Raw genomic sequence first — 25192 nt, forward strand, 5'->3', positions numbered from 1 at the left:
GTCAATCTCGAGTATCGAGGAGTGGGTTCTTCGAGGTCGGCTTCTTCGCGCCGCTCGGCGAATACGGTTTGGGCAAAGGGGCTGTCTTGGCCGACGAGGGGACGGGCGCGGGGGGCTTTTCGGCGGGGATCGCGGCGCCCGCAGACGTGGGCTCGGCGGGCATCGCCGTGGGCACCGCCTCTGCAGCGATGGACGCCGCAGGGGACGCCGGCGGCTTCGTGACGGGCGCGGCCGCGGCCGATGCGGTCGTGGCGACGCCTCTCCGCGTGGCCCGCACGAGCACGAGCGTGATGGCGAGGAGCACCGTGACCACGACGGCCGCGGCCGCCCACAGCCCGCGGCGAAGGCGATCTTTCTCGGCGCCGCGCCTCACTTGGCTCCAGCCGCTCACGGTCATCCCCTCGCCCTCGCCGGGCGCCGCGAGCGTGAGCGCATCGGGCTGGGAGAGCGCTCGCGACGACGCACCGCTCGAAGGGAGTAGGGACGCCGACGAGTCGACCGTGATGTGGGCGGCCGAGTGCGGGAGGGCGGTGTTGCTCGCGGTGGCCGCGTACGGGGAGAGGGCGCGCGAGAGCTCCCCCGCGCTCTGGAAGCGGCGCTCGCGGTCTCGCGAGAGGCACCTGTGCACGATGGCGCAAAGCGGCGCAGGCAGGTGCGGCGCGAGCTCGTGGAGGGGCCGAGGCTCTTCCCCGAGGAGCGCCGCGAGGACCTCGCCCGACGTCTCTCCGGTGTAGGGCGTCTGCCCGCAGAGCAGCTCGTAGAGAATGGCCCCGACCGACCAAATGTCGGTTCGAAGGTCGGTTTTTCGGGAGTTCTTGGCCTGCTCGGGCGACATGTAGGCGGGTGTCCCCACGATGCCGTTCGTCTGGGTGATGTTGGTGTCGGCCAGGGTCTTCGAGATGCCGAAATCGAGCAGCTTGACCCGACGTGAGCGATCCGGCCGCAGCGCCAAGAAGATGTTGGAGGGCTTGAGATCGCGGTGCACGATGCCGATCTCGTGCGCCGACGCGATGGCCTCGAGCGCCTGGAGCACGGTGTCGACCGCATCGCCCACCGCGAGCCGCCCGCGGGTCTCGAGCTCCACGTCGAGGTCGTGCCCCTCGAGGTACTCCATGACCATGAAGGGGAGCCCGTTCGGGAGGGTGCCTGTGTCGAACACGCGGCATACGTGGTCGGACTCGATGCGCGCCGCGGCGCGGGCCTCTCGCTGGAAGCGCTCGGTCGCGTCGGCCAGATCGGCGCCGTGCCGCGGGACGAGGCACTTGATGGCGACGGACTGATCGAGCGTCGTGTGGCGGGCCGCCATGACCACACCCATGCCGCCGATCCCGAGCACACGCTCGACACGGTACTTGCCCGCCACCACGTCGCCTGGGGCGAGCGGGAGCGGTACGGGGTGGGCCGACGAAGACACGACAACCCCAGTATCTCACGAAACCCGCCTGCAACGTGGCCGTTCGTCGAGGTAAGAGAGTCGCCCACATGGGCGCCCAACGCATCGAGCCCGCGCCCCGGAGAGCTTCGCATCGGGGCAAGTGTGGGGCGCCACGAGGCGACTCTCCGCGACTCACGCGGGGGTCGAGTGAGGGCGGCGAAGGTGACATGCTCGAGGTATGTCGCGTCTCGGCTCATCCATCGCGTGGCTGCGCCGCGCGCGCGAAGCGGTTCCCGAAGCCGATCGCCGCGTGCTCTTGAACCCCCTAAGGCTCGCCGCCCGGTTCGCGACGTTCGCTGCCCGTCGGGCGACCCACACGGACCGCCCCCTCCCGGCCGACGACGTCACCCTCCGCGACGCGGCCCTCGTCGAGCTGCTCGTCGATGGCTTTCGCATGGTCGCGCGCGACTACTTTCGCTTCGAAGTGGAGGGGGTCGAGAACGTCCCTGCGACGGGCCCGGTGCTCCTCGTGGGCAATCACTCGGGCGCGCTCTTGCCGCTCGACGGGTTCTTCGCTGCGATCGCGCTCCACGACCGGTTCGGAGGCGAGCGCGTCCCGTTCGCGCTGGTCCACGACTTCGTCTTCGACGATCCGCTCCTTCGTTCGTACGCGGCGAGGCTCGGGATGCTGCGCGCCGGGCACTCGGGGGCCCAGCACGCCTTTTCGCGCGGGCACGTCGTGCTCGTCTTCCCGGGCTCCGATCAGGACGCCTTCCGCCCGTTCCGCGATCGAAACAAGGTTGTGCTCGCCGGGCGAACGGGATTCCTCAAGCTCGCTCTTCGCGAGAAGGTCCCTATCGTGCCGGTGGTGTCGGCGGGCACCCACGAGCAGCTCGTCGTGCTCTCCCGCGGCGACCGCCTCGCCAAGCTCGTTCACGCGCACGCCTGGGCACGCGCCGACGTCTTCCCCATCGTGCTCTCCGTCCCGTGGGGCATCACCTCGGGTTTTCTGCCGTACGTGCCGCTCCCCACGCAGGTCACGCAGGCGTTCTTGCCCGCGGTCGACGTCCGTTCGTTCGGCCCCGACGCCGCCGACGATCCCAAAGTCCTCGCGCGCCTCTACGAGCAGATCGAGGGCTCCATGCAGGCGACGCTCGACAGGCTCACCCGTGGCCGGCGGTTCCTCCTGGGCCGAAGGTAGCCGCGCAGAGGCGCCGAAATGCCCAGCGTTCGTACGTAGTTACAAGATTCGTCCACCTTCTGGTGCGACGGACCGAGGGAGGGCCCGTCTCGGGGGCAGCGGCGTCTCGCGCCGCTCCTTTTTTTGCTCTCGAGGTCCCCATGAAGTCCCGTACTGCGTCCCCGGTCGCGTTCGTCGCGGCCACGATCGTCGCGGCCACCTTGTCCGCCATCGTGCTCCCGAGCACCCCCGCCCACGCCGCCGAGAGCGAGCGCGGTGCGGCCTACGTCGAGGCCCACCTCCTCGGCGCCCAGCTCTCGTTCGCGTCGGCGAACGGGGTCTCTGCGTCGGGAGTGCAGTACCCGATCGAGATCCACGGTGGCTACCACCTGAGCGGTCGGCACGACGGCTTCGTCGTGGGAGCGACGCAGAAGCTCGCGTTCGCGAACGGCTCGATCGGCGCGACCGTCCTTCGGCTCGGATACGACGTCGCGATCCCCATCGGAAAGCGCGAGCTCACGATAGCACCGTACGCCTTCGGCGGTATCGCGTACCCGTTCGGCGGCGGAGACCCTGGCGCTCACCTGGGTGCGGGAGTCGAGGGGCGCTTTTTCCCGCTCGAGAAGCTCGACGAGGTGACGGCGGCCCCCGTCGTTGAGGCTCCGAAACGCGTCGTCGTCGCGGCGAACAAGGTCGAGATCCGCGAGAAGATCCAGTTTCGGCACAACGAAGCCGTGATCGAGAGCGCGAGCGACTCCCTCCTCGCCGAGATCGCCCAGGTCATCAAGGCGAACCCCCAGCTGAAGAAGCTCCGCGTCGAGGGGCACGCGAGCTCCGAGGGTGACGCGACCGCCAACGAGAAGCTCTCCGAGGCCCGCGCGAAGGCCGTGCGCGAGCACCTCGTGCACAAAGGGGGAGTTTCCCCGGACCTCCTCGAATCCAAGGGCTACGGCGCCAAGAACCCGATCGCGTCGAACGACACGCCGGAGGGGCGCGAGAAGAATCGTCGTGTCGAGATCCAGATCCTCGAGCAGTCGGCGACGATCGAGAAGCTCGAGGAGGGAAAGGTGCGCACGCCGAGCAAGGGAGGCGAAGGCCTCTTCGTCGCGGTGAAGCCCTTCGAGCTCGGGCTCGTCACGGGCACCCCCACCGTGGTGACCCTCGCCTTCCAAGCAGGCATCGGCTACGCGTTCTGACGAGCGTGACCGGCGTCGAGCATGATGCCGCGCGCGAGGCGATCGACGGCGTCGCGGTCGACCTCCGAGGGCAGCGCCGTGCGTGCCATCGCGGCGGCCGTGCGCGCCGAGAGGTCGGCGGCGAGCCGCTCGAGCTCCGCGAACGCGTATGCGCCTTCGCGAATGTCGCGTAGCTCGTCCGCGTCGGCGCGGCGAACACGCAGCTCGCCCTCCAAGAGCGCCTCCACCGCCATCCGAGAGATCCTGACGAGGTGCATGGCGTGTTTCGTGTCGTAGCCGAAGCGGCGCTCGAGCTCGGCGCGCGCGGGGTTCCGCTGCGTCTTCCACGCTTCGTACGCGGCGTACTGCGAGAGCGCGCTGCGGTAGGCTCGCTCCGCCTCGAGGGTGGCGACCACTTCGCGCGAGAGGCCGAGCACCTTCGTCGCGGCGCGGCGCTCGGCCTCGCCGGCCTCGTCGCCGGGGGCTCCGGCCACATTCATGCAGAACACACGTATTCGCTCCTCGATCGCGGCGCGGGTACCCTCGGGGACGTCGAGGTCGGCGATCGACGTTCGGCCTACGACCTCGGCGATGGCCGCCTCGATACGCCGTCGCTCGTCGGCACCCAAGGCCCCCTGCCCCGCCGAAAGCCCGAAGTCTTCGCGGCGAGGGCGCGCCTCGGGAGGCGAGAGGAGCCACCCGCGGTGGGTGCGGATCTTCTTCAGTTGCGCGGCCGCATACCCTTGGAATGTCCGCCCCACGTGCTTCGTCAAGAACAAGTACCGAGCCGCGTGGATCTTCTCCCACGTCGAAGTCCGAAGTAGCCAGTCGCGCGGGTCCGTGAAAAGGATCTCGAGCGCGCTCGGGTTCGTCGCGGCGGCGAGCGTGAGGAATTTCGCCACGTCGAAGAGGACGATTTCGCCCTTCACCGAGAGGGAGCGCGCGACGTCCGCCCGCGAGCCGAGGGCGCCCGAGAGCAGATCGAGGATCTCTCCCTCGAGCGCGCCCTCGTGCTGCTCGAAGCGGTCGAAGAGCCCGACCCTCACGTCGAGCGGCGCGACACAAACGCCTCGAACGTCGACGTCCGAGCCCTCCTTTGCCGTCCCGTGCGCGTGGCTCCCCGCCACCGTCGCGAAGACGGTAGCGCGGGCGAGCCAGGAAGGAGTCACGGGCACTCTCCCGCGAGCCTCAGGCGCACGACGAAGGCATCGAGCTCGCGCACGGTGGTCGGCTCGTCGGGGAGGTGGCTCCGCGCGTGGGCCTCGTCGAGCTCGCGCTCGAGGGCGTCGAGGAGCGACGAGTGCCGTTCGAGCTCACCCGGGTGGAGCTTCATCTTCTCGGCGCCCTCCCGCTTACGTACGACGAGATCGTCGATCTCGGGGCGGCGGTACGCGTCGTTCAAGGTGCCGAGGTGAGCTTCGATTTCCCCGGTTCGCATGAGGTGGATCCCCGAGAGATACACCCGATACGCATACAGAAGGTGTTTCACCGTGGCGTCGGGCTCCGCGAGCCGCTTTCGCCTTCCGTGAGCGAATCCCAAGTAGTGGCGGACCGTCGGGCGGGTGACGCACCCCCGGCCGAGCTCGCGGAGCTCGCGGAGAGCCTCCGTCTCGACGACGACGAGCGGCGAATAGAGCTGCTCGAGCACGTACCCGTTGTGCCCTGTCATCAGCCGACAGAACTTGCGCACGTCGTGCGCGACCCAGTCGAGGTCGACCACCGTCGTGTCGACCACGGTCAGGGTTTCGTCTTTGGGGAACATCCCGAGCACCTCGGACACCGGACGAACGAAGGCGCCACGGAGGTCCACGTCGCTGTCGCGCGAGGCGAACCCATAGAGGTGCGCCCCGCTCACGGACGCGAATACGGGCGATGGCCCGCGGCGCGCCACGCTCGCCAAGAAGCCCCTGTCGAGCATCCCGAAGGCCTCTTCGATGGCGCTCGTGTGCATTCCTCGAAGATACACTCCACGACGAAAGCACGGAAGGAGCAACGCCGCGGCGCGCTCCTTCCCTCGGCGTGGCCTTCGCGTCTCAATCGCGCGCGGCGAGGCCCTTTCGCATGCCCGCGCCGCCACACACGATCGCGATCACGAGCCCTTGGATACCCAAGAAGAGCGCGCTCCCCATCGCGAGGTCCTCGAGCACGAGGCCGAGCCCCACGTCGGCGAGCCCATAGAGCACACCCGCCATCACGACCGCCGCGGTGACCGTGCCCTTCTCGGCTTTGGTCCATTTCGCCCCACCGAACCCGGCGCCAGCGAACGAGAGCGCCGTCGTGAGGTACCACGCATAGCCCCCCACACCGGGGATGTGCACGTGCAGGAAGATCACGTCGAACACGAGCGCGATCGCGACGGCGAGCACACCGAGACCGAACGCCGCCCCCGAAGGGAGACCGCTCGGCTGGGGGAGCCCCGACAGGGCTTTTCCGGCCGACCCGAGCCCGGGCACGTGAGGCATTCCCACCGAGAATCCGGCCGCCGAGAACGGAGACGGGGCAGGCGGTGACGACGGTTGGGCCTGCGGAGCGGGCCCGCCGTAGCCTTGGGGCGCTCCGTACGGCGAGGGGGCCTGCTGCGCTCCGTACGGCGAGGGGGCCTGCTGCGCTCCGTACGGCGAGGGGGCCTGCTGCGCTCCGTACGGCGAAGGGGCCTGCTGCGCTCCGTACGGCGAAGGGGCGCCCTGAGCCATTCCGTAGGGCGACTGCGGCTGGGGCGCGAACCCGTGCCCTCCTTGGGAGACGACCTGCGTGCCGGGGTGAACGGGCGAGAAGCGGGGGTTCCTGGGATCCTGAGGAGGGGCTTGCATCGGAGTTCCTTTCGCGCCGAATGCGGCGTCGAGGACACCTAGAGCACCCCACGTGCCAACGCCGAAGAGGGCCGAATAGCCGAGAAATTCGCGAGAACGAGGCGCGGTCGGCAAGCGCTTGCCGGCAACCGGTCACCCCTTCGGCAAGGGCTCACTCCGGCCGGGGAGCCCTTCGACCGCGCCACTCCTTGAGGCCCTCGTACCAGGCGAGCGCGAGTGGGCCGCTCCCCACGGCGAGCGCGAGCTCGAGGGCCTCGACCTTCGCGAACGCGAAGATCCCGCGAAGCCCCGGGACGAGCACGATCGCGAGGAGCGCCACCAACGAGACGACCACGACGACCGTCGCGACGCGGTTCTTCGGCCCCGTGAGGCGCAGGTACGACCGCGTCCGCGAGCGGTGCGCGAGGATGAGCGTCACGTTGCCCGACATGAGCCCCACGAAGGCCAGCGTCCGCGCGTGGGCTTCTCCGGCGCCGCGACCGAGCGCGTAGAGGCCCAGACACGCGACGAGCACCGAGAGACCTTGCAGGAGCGCCACCCCGAGCGTGCGCCCGTCGAAGAGCCTCTCGTCCGCGGGGCGCGGAGGCCTCTGCATGAGCCCGGGCTCCTCGGGCTCGGCCTCGAAGGCGACGCTGCACGCGGGGTCGATCACGAGCTCCAAGAAGGCGACGTGCGCGGGGTGCAAAACCGGCGGAAACCCGAGCAAAATCGGGACGATAGACAGGCCTGCCACGGGCACGTGCACGGCCACGACGTAGGCCATCGCCTTCTTGATGTTGTCGAAGATGCGGCGCCCTTGGCGGAGCGCGGCGACGATGGAGGCGAAGTCGTCTTTCGTGAGGACGAGGGCCGCGGCCTCTCGCGCGACGTCCGTCCCGCGCCCGCCCATCGCGATGCCGATGGTCGCGGCCTTGAGCGCGGGGGCGTCGTTCACGCCGTCGCCCGTCATCGCCACGACGTCTCCCCGCGCCACGAGAGCTCGAACGATCCGGAGCTTCTGCTCGGGCACCATGCGGGCGAAGACCGACGTCGTCCGGACACGCGCGACGAGCTCGTCGTCCCCGAGCGCGTCGAGCTCCGCTCCGGTCAGCGGCTCCCCTGCCCCGAGCCCCGCGGCGTAGGCGATGGCGCGAGCGGTCTTGGGGTAATCGCCGGTGATCATGACGACATGGATCCCGGCGGAGCGGCACTCGGCGACGGCTTTCGGGCACGCTCGCGCGGACCGGATCTTCGAGCCCGACGAGGCCGAGCCACTCGAACACGAAGTCGTGCTGACCTTCCGGGAGCTCGGCCCCCGAGACCTCGGCGCGCGCCACGCCGAGGACGCGCATGCCCTTCTCGGCGAGCTCGCCCACCTGCTCCAGGATCGCCTCGACTCGCGCCCCGTCGAGGTGGCACAGATCGATCACCGCCTCGGGCGCTCCCTTGGCGGCGACGAGGAACTTCCCACCGTCGCGGTACGCGTGGGACATGGCGAGCAGCTCGGGCGAGAGCGGGTACGCCCGTCGCGGAATCCATGCATCATGCAGGTGCTCGGAGCCCGAGAGAGTCTCGCGCCCGATGGCGTGGAACGCGAGCTCCATCGGGTCGAATGGGTCCTTGGCGCTCGCGAGGATGCCGTACTCGACGAGGGAGTGGACCTCCTCCGGGAGCTCGCGCGCCGTGCCGTCGACGAAGATCCGATGCTCGCCCGCGACGAGCGCCGCGACCCGCATCTTGTTCTCGGTGAGGGTCCCGGTCTTGTCCGTGAACAGCGTGGTCGCGGCGCCGAGCGCTTCGATCGCTGGCATTCGCCGCGTGAGGACGTCGCTCTTGGCGATGCGGTACGCGCCGAGCGCTTGGAACACCGTGAGGACGACCGGCAGCTCTTCGGGGAGCAGCGCCATCGCCAGGGTGAGCCCCGCGAGCAGTCCCTTCGTCCACGTCCCCCGCGCGGCGCCGAGGACCACGACCACGAGCCCGCACAGCACGACGGCCACGACGGCCATCACGCGGACCGCACGATCGACCTCCTGTTGGAGCTTGGTCCTCGTGGTCGTGACCTCGCCGAGCGCGCTGCCGATCTTGCCCATTCGCGAGCGGGCGCCGGTGCGACGCACGACCATCCGTGCCTGCCCCGCGACGACGAGGGTGCCCGAGTAGACCTCCGGACGATCGTCGCCTCCGGGCTCCGCGGACTCGGCGTCGAGCTCGTCTTCGCGCGCGGGGCGCTTGCGCACCGGGACGGACTCGCCCGTCAGGAGGGACTCGTCGACCGAGACGTGCTCGCCGTCGAGGAGCACGCCGTCCGCGGGGATGCGGTCCCCTTCGCCGAGCACGACCACGTCTCCCCGCACCACCTCTCGCCCCGGGATACGAATGCGCTCTCCGTCACGCACCACGAGCGCCCGAGGGCTCGCGAGATCGCGGAGCGCCTCGACCGCACGCTCGGTGCGACGCTCCTGCACGAGGGTGATGGTGACGACGATGACGACGAAGGAGGAGAGCGTCGCGGCGTCGCGCGCTTCGCCGAGCACGAAGTAGAGCGCCGCCGTCGCGAGGAGGAGGAGCAACATCGGCTCCTTGAGCACCTCGAGGAGCGTGACGACGACCGACGGCCGCTTGGCGGAGGGCAGCTCGTTCGGGCCCTCCGAGGCGAGCCGCGCGGCGGCCTCGGACGACGAAATCCCTCGTACTTTCGAACTGTTGACCATCTAGCTCGACCTCGACGACTCCGACCCTACGCGCTTCCGCGGGCGCGCGCGCGAGAAACGGCTAAGGTGCCGACGATGCGCGCTCTCGCCCTGGTCGTGCCCGTAGCCCTCACCCTCGCCGCCGCGTGCGGGAGCACGCCGGACACGACGCCGACCGAGGACGACGCCGGCCCCGCGATCGACGCCGCCGCACCGAAGGACGCCGCGACCTCGAAGCCCCAGGACGCCGCGTCGCCCGAGGACGCGAGCCTCCCCGCGACGGACGGCGGCCGCGACGCGGCACCGCCCACCGACGGGAGCGTGGTCCCTCCGACGCGAAAGGGGCAGTGTTTCACCGACGCGCACTGCGGAGCGGGGCTCACGTGTGTGGCCGGAAGCCCCGGGGGGTTCTGCTCCGGGTGCGGGGGCTCGTGCAGCGTCGGCCCCGCCGATCAATGCAACTTCGCTACGTGCAACGAGTCGTGTACGAAGGACGAAGACTGCACGCCGGGGCTCCGGTGCAACGCGTCCGGCACGTGCATCCTCAAGTCGTGCACCGGAACCGGGACGAGCACGTGCGGGCCGTTCCATTCTTGCCAGTCGGGCTTCTGCCGACGAATCTCGTGCGCCGCCGGAGAGACGTGCCCGAGCGGGACCGACTGCAAGACGACCGCCACCGGGCGGCTCTGCGTGGAGACGTTCCTCACCTTCCCGTGAGTCAGCCTTGCGCGTCTTCCGGAGTGCCCTTGGTGGGCGCTCCCACGGGCGACGGCTCGTCGAGCTCGTGCGCCGCGGCGAGCTCGCAGAGCTTGTTCCTGAGCTGGTACATCTGGTCGAAGCCGAGGCCCTGACCGATGAACGGCACTCCGTAGGTGAGGGCCGCCAAGAGGGCGAGGACCGGGAGCGAATAGAGGGCCGTCGGGCTCTCTCCCACGCGATCTTGAGAGTATCCATAGGAGATCGCGAGGAGCGCCAGAATGCCCAATACGAAGTAGATGGCCATATACATCGTCCAGACGTGGGGGTGGGGGCCGAACCTCGCCCGGAGGGTGCACCCTTCGCCGCCCTTCTCCACGTCGACGATGAGCTGCGGGGACCAGAGGTGCTGCTCCTTGCGCACGAACGACATCTCGATGCGCTCGAGCAGCGCCATGCCCTTGATGCGTTCGTTCGCCTTGAGGAAGGTCGCCACCGCGCGACGAACTTCTTCCGGCGTGAGCGACGATGCGAGGACGAACGTCGGTCGGGGTCTCGGGAGCGCCTCGGTCATGAGCCGAAGGATAGTCGCTTCCGGGCTGCCAGGCTCGCGCGCCCGGCTTGACGCGCTGCGCGCACGAAGAACCTCGATGTTCTGCTCCGACGCGGGTCATGGGAGGGCGAGCTTCGGCCCCGATCCGGGCCACGAGGCCAGCGCGATGCGCGACGTGGCGGATGGACACGAGCCGCGACCACCCGAGCCACCTCGGCAACGGTGAGCGTGCCGTCGTCGTCGTCCGAGAGCATGGATCGCCCCTAGGATCGTCCACGGCTTCGGCGTCACGCGTGAGCCCGTCGCCCGGGAGCCGAAAGAGGCACACGCAGGCGGGGAGGGCGGCGAGTGTGGCCCGACGTACCACGGGCTCGCGGTTTCATCGGACGAGAGGACTCGTACGAGCCCCGCGAAGATTTCGCGAAACGGAACCTCGCGCTCCAAGCCTGCACGTACAGGCGACTCGCCACGAGGCCAGAACCTCACAAAAATCCCCCAAAATCGGGGCCTTGGGTCACCGAAGGCCCATGTCCGAAAACGGCACGTCACCCGATCGGGTGACGTCCCGGACGCGCCAAGCGCCACTTACATCTCATCTTAGATGTCGCTCGTAGAACTCGACACGGGACACGCGCGGCATACACTCGAGCTTCGATGACGACCGCACTCGAGCAATCTCTTCGCAGCATGGCGTCGGACTTCGCTTCCCAGCTCGTCGCGCTCACGGCCGAGCACTTGGCGTCGACCTTGTCCTCGTTCGACCCGGCGCAACCGGCCGACCAGAGTGCGCCGGCCTACTTGGCATTCCCCCTGCCCGCAGAGCGTCCCTCGAGCGTCCCTCCGCCGGCGCGTGGGCGAAAGGGCGCGAAGCCCGAGGACTTCGTCGAGCCGTTGGTCGAGATCGTGAAGCGTCACCCGTGGCCGCCGCGCGCGCGCGAGCTGAGGGCCCTGCTCGGGCTGCCCAAAGGGCGGTTCCTCCGCACCGTGAGCCTCGCCATCGCCGCGGGCCGCATCAAGCGCACCGGGTTCAAATCGTCGGTGCAGTACCAGGCCGTCGAGGGCAACTGAGCGAGCGCCCTGCCCGAGCGCGAGCGCCTTGGGTGTGGGAAAGAGACTGACGCCCCTTCGTCGTCGGCCTCCGTGCACGCGTCCGGCGCGGGCAGATCCATCCCGTCGGCTTGCGCGAGGCGCCATTCCGTCGTAACCCTCCGCATCATGTTCCGCGTTCTCCTCGGCTCGTTCGTCTGAAGCCCCGCGCGCCCGTCGCGGCGCGCTCTTCGTTCGAGCCCTCATCCGCGCGAGCCTCCTCCGACCGAAGCGTCGAGGCGGGCTCGTATGTCGCAAGACGACCTCGGCGCGCGCCGTCGAGGTCCCGCGGCCTCGTGCGTCGAGGTCGCGCGCGCCCTGGAGAACCGTCATGCCAGCCTCTGCGTTCGACGCGGCCAAACGCCGCACCGACCTCGCCATGCGCCGCGCGCGCTCGGGCCTCGATGCCCTGGAATGCGAGGCGTTCGACGACCTCGTCCACTCCGTGTGGAGCGGCTCTCGCGCGCTCTCGCGGCGATCGTGCCCGAACCCCGAGATCGTCGCGGCGATCGCGGCGATGGCCCGATCGCACGCGGATTTCGTGCGCGCGCCCCACACCTTCGTCGCCACGTCGAGCTCCCCCATCGGGACGGTTCGTGACCTCGCCGAGCACCTCTTCGCGCTCTATCCCGTCCCCGTCGCCATGAACGCGGTGTGGCTCACGGGCAGCGACGAGCCGGGCCCGGAGCACGCGTGGTACATCCGCCTCGGACGCGGCGACAGCGTGCGCGAGCTCGGGATCCCGATCCGGGTCACACGCGCGCTCGCTCATGCCCTTCGGAGCGCTCCGTTCTTTCCCACCGTGACGGGTGCGCTGGTGTGGGCCCAGGCCCGGTCCATGGGCGCGAGCGACGAGCTCGCCCGCGCCTTCGCCGAGAGTCGCCTCGGCCGAACCCTCGCGCACGACGACACGCGGCGCTCGCTCGTCGAAATCCTCGTGAGGGACGGCGCCGCTCCGGAGCACGTGGGGCCCGTCGTCGACTACGTGGCCCGCGAAAAACTCGAGGCTCGCGACGGATTCCGCGCCGATGGCACCTTCGGCCCCACGCCCCCTCCGGAGCCCGAGCTCTCCCTCCATGGGCGCACGCTCGGCTCGCTCCTCCGGCGGGTCGACGCGTGGCACGTGGCGGCGGGGCGCGCTCCCGTGAGCGACGTCGCCTGGCCGAGCTCGGGCATCTCGGGCCTCTCCTTCGAGGAGCGGATCGAGCCTCGCCTCCCCGACGAGCCGCCGACCCTGCGGATCGTGTCCATCGTGGAGCTCCTGTCGTCGTTCGAGCTCGCCCGGGAAGGTCGCGCGATGAGGCATTGCGTGGCGAGCTACGCGGGCGAGTGCATCCAAGGCAAGGCATCCATCTGGTCGCTCCGCGCGACGACCCGCCAAGGCCAAAAGCGACTGCTCACGATCGAGCTGGACCTTCGAGCCCGCACCGTACGCCAAGCCCGGAGGCTCGCGAATCGCCCCGCAGGGCCTCGCGACAAGGAAATCCTCGCCGTCTGGGCCCAGCGCGAGCGCCTCACCCTCCCTCCGAATGCCATTCTCTGACTGGCATGTATGTCGATGCAGACTGCCATGAAACGAGTACCAAGCATCCTCTCCGTGCCTCTCCGAGCGCTCGCCCGTCGCGACTTCGTCGAAGCGCGCGTGGCCGTCGACATTGCCCCCCGCCGGCGCGACGTCGCGTGGGTCGTCGCGGCCTTCGCGCTGACTCCGGCCGAGCTCGGGTTCGCGCGCGCTCTCCTCGCGCAGAAGCCGAACCTGCGCCTCTTCCGCGCCAATCAGCGGGCCTCGTGCGGCGACTTCGTGGTCGTCGATCCCAGCCCACCCGACGTCGAGCGTCGTCGCGTGGTGGTGCTCGATCTCAAGCTCGGCGCGGCTCTCTCCGAAGGTGGAGGCGGCGCGGGTGTGCAGCTCATGGGCGCGAGGCGCGCGGTCGCGGAGGTCGCGCAGAGCTTCGGGCTCGTGCACCCCGACGCCCCGATCGATCTGCTCGCGGGAGGAGAAGACGTGCTGCTCGAAGCGCTCGCGTCGCGAGACCTCAGAATCGCCCGTCGATCACGAGGCCCCCGAGCGCGGCGCGCGCCCTCACCGGGGCAGATTTCGACGTGAAGAACAGCACGGCGGAGGCAGCAGTGACCACACCACCCACGACGAAGAGGGCCGTGGCCACGTCGGCCCTCGACCGCGCGCCGGCGATGGCGTCGAGGCCGGCAGCGTCGCAGCCGCGTGGGTCGCACGAGGTAGACGTCGCGGTGTCGTAGTCGCTCTTGGCGCCGAGCGCGAGCACCCCGCCGACGCCGATCGTCACGAGCCCGACGCCCACGCCGACGAGGGAGATCGGGCGAAGGGGCGACGACGCGACCGTACCCTCGCTCGGAGCTCCCGCGGGCGCCGACGAGCCCTGCGGGGGCGGCGACGTGGGCTTCGGCTCTCCCAGCGCGAGGCGAACGGTGCGGACCTCCCCGGGTGACAGGGACAGCGTCATCGTCGAGGGTGCGTAGCCATCACGTGCAACTTGCACACGATGCTCTCCGGGATCGAGCGCCACGTCGTTCGAAGAGGAGAGCGGTTCGCCGTCGACCGTGACCGCCCCGCCTTCGGGGACCGAGAAGGTGACCTTCGGGACACGCGGGCCGATCGCCTCGAGGCGCGCCGTCGCGATCGCCTCGAGCTCGGGCTTTTGCTCGGTCACCGCGAGGCGTTTGCCTTCGAGGTAGTGCGCACGCGCCGAGAGGAACTTGCCGGCCGACTCTTCGCACTCGGCCCAGTTCAAGACGGCCTTCGCCGAAGGTTGCGCCTCGTGGCTCTTTCGCAAAAAGACCATGGCTTCCGCGCACTTACCAGCCTTCTTGAGCTCGTAGCCTTTCTTCAGCGCGTCGAGCGCCGTGTCGTCCGCGTGGGCGAGACGAGGCACGAGCAGCGCGGCGACGACGGCGAGCGCGGCGACCTTCGGGAGAGGCTCAGGGAGCAAGGGGATCTTTCGCAGCCGGCTTCGGGACATGGGGTTTCGGAGGAGGCGACGACGGTGGGCGAGCGGCCGACGCGCTCGGAGAGCTCGACGCTTTCGGCGAAGGAGGGGCCACCTCCGCGGAGGACGAGCCCGCCGGGGCGGTTGCGCTCGGAGGCGGAGGGGGCGGAGGAGGTGCGGAAGCGGTCGACGACACGAGCTCCGGCGGAGGTGGCGGTGCGGCGACGACGACGGTCGGCTTTCGAAACACGAAGAGCGCGATGGCGAGGGCGGCCACGGCGAGACCGAGCGCGACGACGGCCGCCCAAAGGCCCTTTTGACTCGGGTGGCCCGGGGGTGGGAGTGTCGGCGCGAAGGCCACGGCCGCGTCGGTCGACATCTCCGTGGGCGCTTGAGGGGCGACGAGATACTCGCCACTTCGCCCTACGAAGAGCGCATTCTGAGAAGAACGATCGGGGGCCATGTCGGGCGCGCTCGGAAGCGGAGCCACCGGGACGACCGCGCCGTGCGCGGGGAGCGCGGCCAAGAGCTCCGGATCGGGCACCATGAGGGGCGCGGGGCTGCGCACGGGCCCGTGTTGGCCCACGGCCTGAACCGCGCGGACGTGGTCGCTCGGGGGGGCGCGCATGGGGAGCGTGGCGAAGGGCACGAGCGCCGCGTACACGTCCCGAATGTGGGCGTACCTGTGCGCCGGATCCTTGGCGAGGCACCGATAGACGACGTTGGCGAGCTCGACCGGCACGTGCGCCGGCAACGGCGGCGTGGGCTGGTTGTGCACGCGGATGAGAATGGCTCCTACGCTCTCGTCGTAGAAAGGGAGGAGGCCCGAGAGGAGCTGGTACATCAAGACGCCGAACGACCAAATGTCGGACCGGTGATCGACCGACTTCGACGAGACGATCTGCTCGGGCGACATGAAGTACGGCGACCCCATCATGAGGTTCGTCTTGGTGCGATCGAGCGCGGCGTCCGGCTTTTGCTGTTTGGCGATTCCGAAGTCGATGATTTTGACGACCTCGACCCCGTCGTCTCTCTTGGCGACGAACACGTTCGAGGGCTTGAGGTCGCGGTGGACGATGCCCTTGTCGTGCGCCTCGGCGAGGCCACGGCACACCTGGAGCCCGAGCTCGACGGCGCGCACCGCCGGGAGCGGCCCCTCGACGAGCTCGCCCAGGTCTTTGCCCTCGAGGTACTCCATCGCGAGGTAGAGGGTGCCGTCGGGCAAGACGCCCACGTCGTAGAGAGAAGCCACGTGGGGCGACTTCAGGTCGGCGAGGATGCGCGCCTCGCGCAAGAACCTCGCGCGGAGGTCGGGGTCGGGCATGGCCTCTTCGGTCATGACCTTCAGCGCCACGGGCTGCTTCAGGAGCAGGTGCGTCGCCTTGAGCACCGTGCCCATGCCGCCTTCGCCGAGCACCCCTTCCACGCGGTACCGCTCGGCCACCACCTGCCCGACGAGGGCGAGGGCCTTACGAACGTTCGGGGTCTCGGACGATGCGTCCATCGCCGATGGAACGATGGCAAAGTGTTTCCGGTTTGTACAGAAGAGCGTCTTTCTCGGGGGGCGGTGACGATTTTGGCTCGGCCACGCTTTCCGGTAGGATGCCCCCATGCCGGCCGCGAAAAAGAGGGCTCGCCCACCGACCCTCGCCCTCGCCGCCGTGGTGGGGTGTGCGCTCACCGCGTGCTCGGCCATCCTCGGGCTCGACGAGCTCCCCGCCCGCCCCGGAGATCCGGAGGACGCAGGCACCCCCTCCGACGCGGCCGACCCGCCGGACTCGCGTCCGATCCCCTCGAGCGACGCGAGCCCAGACGCCGCCGACGCCGCGCCTCCGCCATGCGACCCCGAGAAGCTCACGAGCGACCCGAACAACTGCGGCGCATGTGGGAGGGTGTGCAGAGCCGTGTGCAGCGCCGGGACCTGCGACGCCGACCGGCTGGCGCTCTTGCCCGGAGCCCCGCGAGGCCTCGCGACCGCAGGCGATCGCGTGTACTTCGCACTCTTGAACGGGACGACCGCCGAGGTGCTCTCGTGCCCCATCGCGGGGCCATGCACGAGCCCCACCGTCGAACGGAGGAGCCCCGGCGACGACGTGCGCCTGATCGCTTCGATCGCCACCACGCCGCCCACGCTCGTCTTTTGGGTGCTCGGCCGAGGAGCCGACAAGACCTCGTTCTTCTCGTGCGCGACCGGCACCTGCGCGGCCGCCGCGCCCGTCAAAGAGGAGCCCGGCACGGTGGTCGACGCGCTCGACGTCGACCTCCCCGGCAAAGACCATCTGATCGTGTATTCTACACAGACCACCGGAGTGGCCCACAGCGTCACCAATACGTTCACGAGGGTCGTCCCCGCCCTCCGCGGGACGCAGCTCCTCGGCCACAATGGCAAGTATCTCTTCGCGCGGAAGAGCACGGGGTTCGAGCGGGTCACGCTCGACGTGGTCACGCTCCCCTCCGTGGCGCTCCCCCTGGGGGATTTCCCGGACTCACGCCAGTTTCTCTGGAACGGCTCCACCACGACGCTCTTCGTCGCCGCGGCCGCGATTTCCACGTGCGCCGGCGCCGACTCCGACTGCGCCGCGCGTACTCCGTGCGCCGTCGGGCCCGGGACCGCGACGGTCGGCGCCGACGCGACCCATGTACTCTACACAAGAGGGCAGGACCTCGTCACCGCCCCCTACGAGACGCCCTGCGCGCCCCTCAAGGTGCTCACGGCCGCGGCCCCCTCGGGCCCCACGACGGGCCGCGCGATGGGGCTCGGCCCGTCACATGCCGTCTGGCTCGAGCCGAACGGCGCGTCGACCGCGCTCTACCGCGCGAACCGGTGACGGCGACTAAGGCTGCACGGCGATGGCCGTGGGTGCGAGCACGTCGCGGTCGATCGTGAGCCAGAGGGTGCGTGTCGCCTTCTGGAGCGTGGGGTAGAAGTCGGCGTGGGCGTTCAGCGTGGCCCCGCCGAAGGTGATCGTGTCGGGCGCCTTGGCTCCCGTGTACCCGTGAATCACGAGCACCGGCCGGTGAACCCCGGCGCCTCCGGGGTTCATGGTCACTTCGACCGCGCCCGCGGCGTCGGCGTCGAGCTGCCACGCGCCATAGACCGGGCTCCATCCCGGGAAGGCGTACGGGGCGTTCGCGGTGCGAGCGATGCCCTCGGGCCCCGCCGTGCGGACGGCGCCCTTGACCACGTCGAACGTGGTGTCCATCGAGGCCTCGATCTCGGCGACCTCGGCCGCCACGGCCCCCTCGGACTTCGCCCCGAGCACGAGCACGTTCGAGTGGCTCTGGTACGGATACCCCGAGAGCTGCCGTTGATCGCCGTATCCGGAGTACGAGGTGCTGCCCACGGCGCCGCGGCGGAGCCCCCACGCCATGCGCTTCGAGCGGGTCTCGCCGAAGTCGACCTCGTATTGATTGAGCTGAAATGGCCAATTCCACGAGACGGGCATCGTCTGGTTGGCGGGCGCGCCGGGGCCCACGACCTTGTTGGCGCTCGTGCGGCCCCAGTTGTCGTAAAACCAAGTTCCGCCCGCGTCCTTCGAGGCGAAGTCGATGGTCTGGACGTTCCCCATCTCGGAGTCGCTCGCGTCGTTCCACATGTGCACGTACGGCACGCGGTTCGGCTGCGAGTAGTCCCACGTCGAGCTCTTGGTCACGGGGCCGGCGCTCGTCGTGACGAACTTGTATTTGTCGCCCCATCCGACGCCGTCGACGGTCCCGTTCGTGCCCCCCTCGAACGTGAGGTCGCCGTAGGGAGAGCGGTCGTCGGAGTCGAGCATGTTGGGCGGCGCGCGCGTCATGTCGAACGTGACGCTCCACACCGGGTGATCGTGGCCCGTCGTGAAAAACCAGTGGATGACGATGGTGACCGGCCCATTGGGCCACCCCACGGCGTCGAACGAGAACTCGTGGATGGCGTGGTGAGGGCCCGAAAGCACCTGCCGGTAAGTGCCGAACTGATAGAGCGACGACCAGAGATCGCCCGTGCCCTTCAGGTGGTTGATCGTGTATCCCCAGCCGGGGTGATCCGAGCGCCCACCTTTGACCACCATGGCGGTGCCATTGGCCTTCTCGTAGGTGAGCTGCCGGAGGTAGCCGCCCGTGTAGTTCGACGGATCACGCCGATCGTTGCGCACGAGGGCAGCCGAGCGGGGCTTCCCGCGGGAGTCTATCCAGGTGAACACGTCCGACATGTAGCCGTCGACCGAGACGCCCTTGTCGAGCCGGATCTGCTTCGGCACCGGAGGCGGCTCGGGCTCGGCAGCGTCCGCGGCGTCGGCGGCGTCACGGGAGCCTCCGTCGGTCGGCGGGGGTGGAGGCGGGGGCGGAGGGTTCGTCCCGGTGGTGGTGGGCTGCGGGGCGGCGTCGGGCGTGGGCTCGACCGGAGACGTCCCCGACGAGCAAGCCGCGAAGAGGATGGAACCCACGACCGGAAGGAAGAGAAAGAACGTGCGCCGCGCCATCTCCGGAGACTAGCTCCGAAGCGCACGCGAGGCTACCGTCGAGCGCCCCTGTCACCGGGCCGCGTGCACGGCGAGCCACACACGCCACACACGCCGCACGAGATGCCGGGGCGGAAGTGGGCTATAGGGCTCGTGTCGCGTGGCGAGGGGGCGAACGGCCCACGACGCTTCACGGGGGGCACGCTTTGGGCAGGGCAACGAAGAAGCACTTTCGAGGGGACGCCGCCTGGGTGAGCCTCGTGGTGCCGGCCGTGCTCGGGGCGTGCACCCTCGTCTACGACGCGGGCGATTTCGCGTCTTCGCCCGACGCCGCTCCCCCGCCCGACCCGTGCCTTCACGCAGGGTTTCCGCCGCGCGTCGACGCGAGCGACGGCCCTGACGGCCCCTCGACGCTCTTCGTCGCCCGCGAGCTCTCCATGGTGGTCGGAGATCGCGACACGCTCGGCTTCGACCTCGACGGGCGCTGCACCTGCGACGAGCGCCCCGGCGCGCCCGGGGGCTCGATCTGCACACCACGGGGCCCGCGTGCCAAGATCTGCGACGACCTCGGCGGACGCGACAACGCGGGCGCGAAGATCCTCGGGAACCGGCTCCCGGACAGACCTGGGTCGTCGTTCGACGTCGGCTACACGACCGCCGCAGAGACCGGCTCCTCGGGGCTGCTCTTCGCGCTCTCCGAGTACGATGGCAGGCCCGACGATCCCGAGGTGAGGGTCGAGGCGTTCGACTCGCCCGGCCTCGATCCCGCGGCAGGCTGCGGCTCGGCCGACGCGGGGGACGACGGCGCAAAACGGCCCGCGTGGGACGGATGCGACGCGTGGCGCGTCGGCGAATCGTACGTGCAAGGGGGCGTCGCGAGCACGGGCACGCGTGAGGCCTGGGTGTCCGAAGGCCGCCTCTACGCGAGATTTCCCTCGTTTCGGCTCAGGGTCGACCGCACCTTCGTCACGCTCGTGGACGTGCGCGTCTCGGCCACGATCGTGCCTGCGTCGTCGAACGGGCCTTCGCGCCTCGTCGCAGGCGTGCTCGCCGGTGCCGCGCGCGCCGACGAGCTGCTCGTCGCCTTCGGGGAGCTGCGGACCTTCGCCGACGGTGGAGCGCTCTGCACCTCGCCGGCCTTCGCGAGCCTCGTGCAGGACACCTGCGAGACCCTCGACCTCGCCCTTCGCCCGAACCCCGATCGACCCGAGACCCCGTGCGACGCGGCCTCGATCGTGTTGTCGTTCGCGTCGGTCGCGGCGTTGCGCGGGGCGGTCTCGAAGGACGCCGTCGTCGCGTCGAGCTGCCGAGAAGCCGGCATCGTGCCGACGTGCCCCTGAGCCGAGCGACCTCTCCGCGAAGGCCGGAAATCAAGCCTTGGTCGCGAGCCAGACCACGTGCGAGCAGTTCACGCCGAGGCGCGGGGGGACACGCTTCTTCCGCGCGACGAAGCCGGCGTCGCGGAGCCTTCGGGTGAACGCGCCGTCGTCGAAGGCCGACCAGACGGCGAGCATGCCTCGCGCCCTGAGCGCCTTCGCGACGAGCCTCAGCCCTTCTTCCGTGTAGAGTGCACCATTCGCGCTGGAGGTGAACGCCGCAGGTCCGTTGTCGACGTCGAGCAAGATGGCGTCGTAGCGATCGGCCTGGCACGCGAGGGTGCGCTGCACGTCTTCGATGCGCACCCAGGCGCGCGCGTCGGACAGGGGGTGGCTCGCGAGGTGGCCGAGCGGACCGCGGTTCCACTCGACGACGGCCTCGAGCAGCTCGGCCACCTCGACCGTCGCGTCGGGGCCGAGCACGTCGAGCGCGGCGCGCAGCGTGAACCCCATGCCGAGGCCACCCACGAGCACACGCGCGCCGGGCACGTCCCGGAGGTGGGCGCACCCGAGCACGGCGAGCTGATCCTCCGAGTAGTGGCTCCGGCTGTTCATGAGGACGACGTCGTTCACGCGCACGGAGTAGGCGCCGTTCGAGAGCGCCCGTGTCAGCGTGACCTCTTCTCCGGTCGGGAGGAGGACGGCGTCGAGCTGCTCTTGAGGTTCTTCCACACCGCGCTTTTACACGGGATTTTCACGATGGCACACCGAACCGCCCGAAGTCGCCGAAGGTCCCACGTTTTCGGCGCGCTCCCGTTCGCGGGTCGCGAAATCGGGCGTCGTGTTTTAGAGTCCGCCCCATGAGCGTCCCCCGCCCCATCGTGCTCCTCATCCTCGACGGCTACGGCTCGCGCGCGGAGAAGGCCGACAACGCCATCTTGCTCGCGAAAACGCCCGAGATCGACGCGCTCCGGGCCGCGTACCCCTCGTCCACCATCGGCACGAGCGGCGCCGACGTGGGCCTCCCTCCGGGCCAGATGGGCAACAGCGAGGTCGGCCACCTCAACTTCGGCGCCGGTCGCATCGCGATGATGGACATCTCGCGCATCGACATGGCCGTGCACGAGCGCACCTTTGCGAAGAACGCGGCGATCGGGCAGGTGCTCGATCACGCCAAATCTCGCGGCGGAAAGCTGCACCTGCTCGGCCTCGTGTCCGACGGCGGCGTCCACAGCATGAACACCCACCTCTACGCCCTCGTCGACGCCGCGCACGCGGTGGGCATCGAGGTGGTGGTGCACGCCTTCCTCGACGGGCGCGACGTGCAGCCCGGCACGGCCCCCGGCTACCTCGAGGAGCTCGAGGGGAAGCTCGCCGGGAAGGGCCGCATCGGCACCGTGTCGGGGCGCTTCTGGGCCATGGACCGCGACAACCGCTGGGAGCGCGTCGAGAAGGCGTTCCGCGCGATCGTCTCGGGCACGTCGTCGGCCGAGGTCCCCGTGCGCGAGGGCGCCGTCGCCGGCACGAACGCGAGCATCGCCGCGGGCAAGACGGACGAGTTCGTGGAGCCGTTCGCGGTCGCGGGGTACACGGGCGTCGCCCAAGGCGCCGACGCGGCGCTCTTCTTCAACTTCCGCCCCGATCGCGCGCGCGAGATCACCCGGGCCCTCGCGGTCGCCACGTTCGACGGCTTCCCGCGCGACGCGGCCCCGTTCGCGGGCGCGTACGCGTGCATGACCTCGTACGACGCGTCGTTCGGTCTGCCCGTGGCTTTCGGCAAAGAGACGCACCCCGACATCTTCCCCGAGGTGCTCGCGAAGGCCGGAAAGACCCAGTTTCGCTGCGCGGAGACCGAGAAGTACGCGCACGTCACGTTCTTCTTCAACGGCGGGCGCGAGGAGCCCTTCGCCGGCGAAGAGCGCAAGCTCGTGCCCTCTCCCAAGACGGTGACGACCTACGACCAGAAGCCCGAGATGAGCTTGCCCGAGGTCGTCGCCGCGTCGGACGAGGCCATTCGCTCCGGCAAGTACGACTTCGTGCTCGTGAACTTCGCGAACCCGGACATGGTCGGTCACACGGGCAACCTCGAGGCCGCCATCCACGCGATCGAGGCCGTCGACCACGGGGTCGGCGTGCTTTCGCGGGCCGTGCTCGCGGCGGGCGGCGCGCTCTTCGTCACGGCCGATCATGGCAACGCCGAGCTCATGAAAGATCCGGCCACGGGCAAGCCGCACACGGCCCACACCACGAACCGCGTGCCGTTCATCTACGTGAATCCACACGACAAATCGGCCAAGGTGCGCGAAGGTGGGCGCATCTGCGACGTCGCGCCGACGATGCTCGCGTTGCTCGGCCTCGCGCAGCCCGCCGCCATGACGGGCACGAGCCTCCTCGAGCGCGCATGAGGCACGCGAGCGGGAGAGCCCTCACGTGAGCGAGGTCCGCTTCGGCGGGTACCGGGTCGTCGAGACGATAGGCTCGGGCGCGCTCGCCACGCTGTACAAGGCCGAGCAGGAGAGCCTCGGGCGCACGGTCGCGATCAAGGCGCTGAAGAGCACCATCGCGCCGTCGTCGAGCTTCGCCCAGCAGATCGATCGCGAGGCGAAGATCCTGGGCGAGCTGTTCCACGCGAACGTGGTCCTCTTGGTCGACTACCGCCCGTCCACCGCGGGGGCCACGTCCTTCTTGGTGCTCGAATACGTCGACGGGCCGAGCCTCGCCGAGCTCGTGTCGCGGAGGCGGGTGCTCCGCCCCGAGGCCGCCGCGGCCATCGCCTACCAGGTCGCCGAGGGCCTCGCGCACGCGCACGAGCGCGGGGTCGTGCACCGAGACATCAAGCCTCAGAACGTGCTCCTCTCGAAGCGCGGGGACGTGAAAATCATCGACTTCGGCATCGCTCAGCGCGAGCGCCTGCCGAGCATGGCCGAGCCCCTCACCTCGGCTACGGCGGCCGAGGGGCGCACACACGAGGCCTTCGGTACGCCGGCGTACATGTCGCCCGAGCAGATCCTGGGCGACACGGTCGACGCGCGGAGCGATCTCTTCTCGCTCGGGGTGGTGCTCTACCGCATGCTCACCGGCACGCGCCCGTTCGAGCGCGAGGCGAAGGGCGCGGCGCCGGGCCAATCGCGCGCGCCGATCGAGCGCATGCGCCGCGAGACGGCGGCCCCGCTGCGCGACCGAGCGCCCGACGTCCCTCGCCCCCTCGAGCGGATCGTCATGAAGCTCCTCCAGCGAAACCCGGCCGATCGCCACGCGTCGGCGCGGGAGCTCGCCGAAGAGCTCGCCGCGTTCTTGCGCGGGTTCTCGGGGGCTTCTCCGCAACGCCTCGTGGTCTCGGCCCTGTCCGAGGCCGGCTACGTCAAAGAAGAGGGCAGCCGCCGCATCGACACGAAGGCCGCCCGGCGCTCCGAGATCGCGATCCAGAGCTTGCGGCACGTCGTGCTCGGCTTCGTCGGAATCGGCGCGGCGTTCGTGCTGCTCGCGGGGGCCTCGGAGCTCGTCGCACGAGATTCGCGCACCGTGCGCGCGGCCGGCGAGAAGCCGCTCGAGCTCGCGCCCGCAAAGGCCGGCTCCCTGCACGTGCTCGCGACGCCGTGGGCCGAGGTGGCCGTCGACGGGCAATACGTGGATACTACACCTTTTGCGCGGGCCATCCCGCTCGCACCAGGGCCGCACTTCGTCACGCTCACCCACCCGAACGCCAAGCCCGAGAACCGCGCCATCGTGGTGCGGCCCGAGGAGCAGGTCACGGTCGACGTCACCCTCGAGGTGGAGGGCGTCGACGCCGGCGCCCCCGAGGACGCGTCGCTCGACGCCACGGGCGACGCCAAAGCCCACGCCCCGAAGGCCGAAGCCTCGCACGAGCCAAGCCATGAAAAGCCTCAAAAATAGCCTCTTCGTCGCCGTCACGGCCCTCTTCGCCGGTGCTCTCGTCGAGGGGCGCGCCGAGGCGTTCCCCCACACGATGCAGCCCGGTGAGACGCTCGCGCAGCTCGCGATCGTCTACTACGGGAGCGCGCGGTTCGAGCCGCTGCTCATCGGCGCGAACGGGCTCGACGCCCACGGCAGCGCCACGATCCCAGGCATGCGGGTCGAGGTGCCGGCCCCCGGGCATCACCGGGTGACCGAGGGCGAGACGTGGCTCGATCTCGCCGAGCGGTTCTTGGGCGACCGCCGCCGCGCCGAGTACCTCGCCAAGGTCAACAACGCCGTGGCGTGGGTGCCCCCGTCGCTCGCGCAGGAGGTCCAGGTCCCCGCCGTGCTCGTGCACCTCGGCGGCGACGACGAGAAGATGAGCGTGCTCGCGGCCCGCTACCTCGGCAACGCCAACCGCTACTGGGAGCTCAACGCCTACAATTTTCGCAAGAACGACGGCTCGAAGAAGGCCGACGAGGTGACCCACGGCGAGGTGGTGCTCGTGCCGCTCTTCGAGCTCGTGCTCACCGAAGAGGGCAAACGCGAGGCGCGGAAGGCCGGCGGCAGGGTGCTGAGCGAGGGCGGCGGAGAGGCCCACGAGGCCCAAAAACGCGGCGAGACCGAGATCCCTCCGCTGCTCGCCGACGTGCGCTACGGCCGCTACGTCGACGCCGTGGCTCGAGGCAACCGCCTCCTCGGGAGCGGAGATCTGACGCGCGCCCAGCTCGCCACGATCCATCGCGCGCTCCTCGAGTCGTACGTCGCGCTCGACGCGTGGGGCGCCGCCGTGGGCGCGTGCACCGCGTGGCGAACCGCGCTCGAGACGCCCGACACACGCGACACGCGCGACGCCAAGAAGGGCCCACGCTGGGAGCTCGATCCGCGCACGGTGTCTCCCAAGATCCGCGCCGCGTGCACCGCGAAGTAGCCTCCGTTCACCTCCCCCTCCGCGAGCGGAGGCTCGCGGTTTGGGGGAGGTCGCGGGCGCGGAGGCCGTAGGCCGAGC

The 25192-nt window shown here is 70.0% G+C and carries 20 protein-coding genes and 1 pseudogene; 11 read left to right on the forward strand and 10 right to left on the reverse strand.

Going from position 1 to position 25192, the window contains the following annotated elements:
- Position 1: 1 nt before the first annotated feature.
- Positions 2-1414 (reverse strand): protein kinase, encoded by a 1413-nt coding sequence (locus IPK71_02655; GenBank protein MBK8212624.1) that lies wholly within the window; start codon positions 1412-1414, stop codon positions 2-4.
- Between the two features lie 199 nt (positions 1415-1613).
- Here IPK71_02655 and IPK71_02660 point away from each other — a divergent pair, with 199 nt between their 5' ends.
- Together IPK71_02660 and IPK71_02665 are read left to right on the forward strand one after the other, a co-directional pair.
- Complete coding sequence (locus tag IPK71_02660; GenBank protein ID MBK8212625.1) at positions 1614-2576, forward strand: acyltransferase family protein; 963 nt, start codon at positions 1614-1616, stop codon at positions 2574-2576.
- Positions 2577-2716: 140 nt separating this feature from the next.
- Positions 2717-3751, forward strand: a complete 1035-nt coding sequence (locus IPK71_02665) for an OmpA family protein (GenBank protein ID MBK8212626.1) — start codon at positions 2717-2719, stop codon at positions 3749-3751.
- Here IPK71_02665 and IPK71_02670 read toward each other — a convergent pair.
- The 4 genes and pseudogenes from IPK71_02670 to IPK71_02685 all read right to left on the reverse strand — a co-directional run bounded on the left by IPK71_02670 (position 3739) and on the right by IPK71_02685 (position 9233).
- Entirely contained in the window at positions 3739-4899 is a 1161-nt protein-coding gene (locus IPK71_02670; GenBank protein MBK8212627.1) for a nucleotidyltransferase domain-containing protein, read from the reverse strand. The genes IPK71_02665 and IPK71_02670 overlap by 13 nt on opposite strands.
- A complete protein-coding gene (locus tag IPK71_02675) occupies positions 4896-5681 on the reverse strand; it encodes a nucleotidyltransferase domain-containing protein (protein MBK8212628.1) in 786 nt (261 codons plus the stop codon). The genes IPK71_02670 and IPK71_02675 overlap by 4 nt, the downstream gene beginning before the upstream one ends.
- An 82-nt stretch (positions 5682-5763) precedes the next feature.
- Positions 5764-6540 carry a hypothetical protein gene (locus IPK71_02680; GenBank protein ID MBK8212629.1) on the reverse strand — a complete coding sequence of 259 codons (777 nt, stop codon included), beginning with the start codon at positions 6538-6540 and terminating at the stop codon, positions 5764-5766.
- Positions 6541-6691: 151 nt separating this feature from the next.
- Positions 6692-9233, reverse strand: a pseudogene (locus IPK71_02685) (cation-translocating P-type ATPase).
- A 75-nt stretch (positions 9234-9308) separates the two neighbouring features.
- On the opposite strand from IPK71_02685, the gene IPK71_02690 reads away from it, so the two are divergent.
- Positions 9309-9929, forward strand: a complete 621-nt coding sequence (locus IPK71_02690) for a hypothetical protein (GenBank protein MBK8212630.1) — start codon at positions 9309-9311, stop codon at positions 9927-9929.
- Between the two features lies 1 nt (position 9930).
- Here the strand turns inward: IPK71_02690 and IPK71_02695 are convergent, their stop codons facing one another.
- Complete coding sequence (locus tag IPK71_02695; GenBank protein MBK8212631.1) at positions 9931-10482, reverse strand: hypothetical protein; 552 nt, start codon at positions 10480-10482, stop codon at positions 9931-9933.
- A gap of 633 nt (positions 10483-11115) precedes the next feature.
- On the opposite strand from IPK71_02695, the gene IPK71_02700 reads away from it, so the two are divergent.
- The 3 genes from IPK71_02700 (at position 11116) to IPK71_02710 (ending at position 13654) form a co-directional block, all read left to right on the forward strand.
- Positions 11116-11529 (forward strand): hypothetical protein, encoded by a 414-nt coding sequence (locus IPK71_02700; GenBank protein ID MBK8212632.1) that lies wholly within the window; start codon positions 11116-11118, stop codon positions 11527-11529.
- A 349-nt stretch (positions 11530-11878) separates the two neighbouring features.
- The gene (locus IPK71_02705) at positions 11879-13090 is read left to right on the forward strand and encodes a PcfJ domain-containing protein (protein ID MBK8212633.1); all 1212 of its coding nucleotides are present in this window, start codon (positions 11879-11881) and stop codon (positions 13088-13090) included.
- A gap of 27 nt (positions 13091-13117) precedes the next feature.
- Positions 13118-13654, forward strand: coding sequence for a hypothetical protein (locus IPK71_02710; GenBank protein MBK8212634.1), 537 nt, complete (start codon positions 13118-13120; stop codon positions 13652-13654).
- Here IPK71_02710 and IPK71_02715 read toward each other — a convergent pair.
- Together IPK71_02715 and IPK71_02720 are read right to left on the reverse strand one after the other, a co-directional pair.
- The gene (locus IPK71_02715) at positions 13584-14516 is read right to left on the reverse strand and encodes a PEGA domain-containing protein (protein ID MBK8212635.1); all 933 of its coding nucleotides are present in this window, start codon (positions 14514-14516) and stop codon (positions 13584-13586) included. The genes IPK71_02710 and IPK71_02715 overlap by 71 nt on opposite strands.
- A complete protein-coding gene (locus IPK71_02720) occupies positions 14506-16017 on the reverse strand; it encodes a serine/threonine protein kinase (protein MBK8212636.1) in 1512 nt (503 codons plus the stop codon). Before IPK71_02720 ends, IPK71_02715 begins: the two co-directional genes overlap by 11 nt.
- A gap of 106 nt (positions 16018-16123) precedes the next feature.
- Here IPK71_02720 and IPK71_02725 point away from each other — a divergent pair, with 106 nt between their 5' ends.
- The gene (locus IPK71_02725) at positions 16124-17341 is read left to right on the forward strand and encodes a hypothetical protein (protein ID MBK8212637.1); all 1218 of its coding nucleotides are present in this window, start codon (positions 16124-16126) and stop codon (positions 17339-17341) included.
- Between the two features lie 6 nt (positions 17342-17347).
- Here the strand turns inward: IPK71_02725 and IPK71_02730 are convergent, their stop codons facing one another.
- A complete protein-coding gene (locus IPK71_02730) occupies positions 17348-18937 on the reverse strand; it encodes a hypothetical protein (GenBank protein MBK8212638.1) in 1590 nt (529 codons plus the stop codon).
- A gap of 266 nt (positions 18938-19203) precedes the next feature.
- Between IPK71_02730 and IPK71_02735 the strand changes: the two genes are divergently transcribed.
- Positions 19204-20292, forward strand: coding sequence for a hypothetical protein (locus tag IPK71_02735; GenBank protein MBK8212639.1), 1089 nt, complete (start codon positions 19204-19206; stop codon positions 20290-20292).
- Between the two features lie 30 nt (positions 20293-20322).
- Here IPK71_02735 and IPK71_02740 read toward each other — a convergent pair whose 3' ends face one another.
- Positions 20323-20883 (reverse strand): hypothetical protein, encoded by a 561-nt coding sequence (locus IPK71_02740; GenBank protein MBK8212640.1) that lies wholly within the window; start codon positions 20881-20883, stop codon positions 20323-20325.
- Positions 20884-21128: 245 nt separating this feature from the next.
- On the opposite strand from IPK71_02740, the gene IPK71_02745 reads away from it, so the two are divergent.
- The 3 genes from IPK71_02745 to IPK71_02755 are packed head-to-tail and all read left to right on the forward strand — an operon-like array spanning position 21129 to position 25114.
- Positions 21129-22673 (forward strand): 2,3-bisphosphoglycerate-independent phosphoglycerate mutase, encoded by a 1545-nt coding sequence (locus IPK71_02745; protein ID MBK8212641.1) that lies wholly within the window; start codon positions 21129-21131, stop codon positions 22671-22673.
- Positions 22674-22698: 25 nt separating this feature from the next.
- Positions 22699-24162 carry a serine/threonine protein kinase gene (locus IPK71_02750; protein MBK8212642.1) on the forward strand — a complete coding sequence of 488 codons (1464 nt, stop codon included), beginning with the start codon at positions 22699-22701 and terminating at the stop codon, positions 24160-24162.
- Positions 24143-25114 (forward strand): LysM domain-containing protein, encoded by a 972-nt coding sequence (locus IPK71_02755; protein ID MBK8212643.1) that lies wholly within the window; start codon positions 24143-24145, stop codon positions 25112-25114. The genes IPK71_02750 and IPK71_02755 overlap by 20 nt, the downstream gene beginning before the upstream one ends.
- Positions 25115-25192: the final 78 nt, after the last annotated feature.

The organism is Myxococcales bacterium, assembly GCA_016712525.1.
In the GTDB taxonomy this organism is placed as follows: domain Bacteria; phylum Myxococcota_A; class Polyangia; order Polyangiales; family Polyangiaceae; genus JAAFHV01.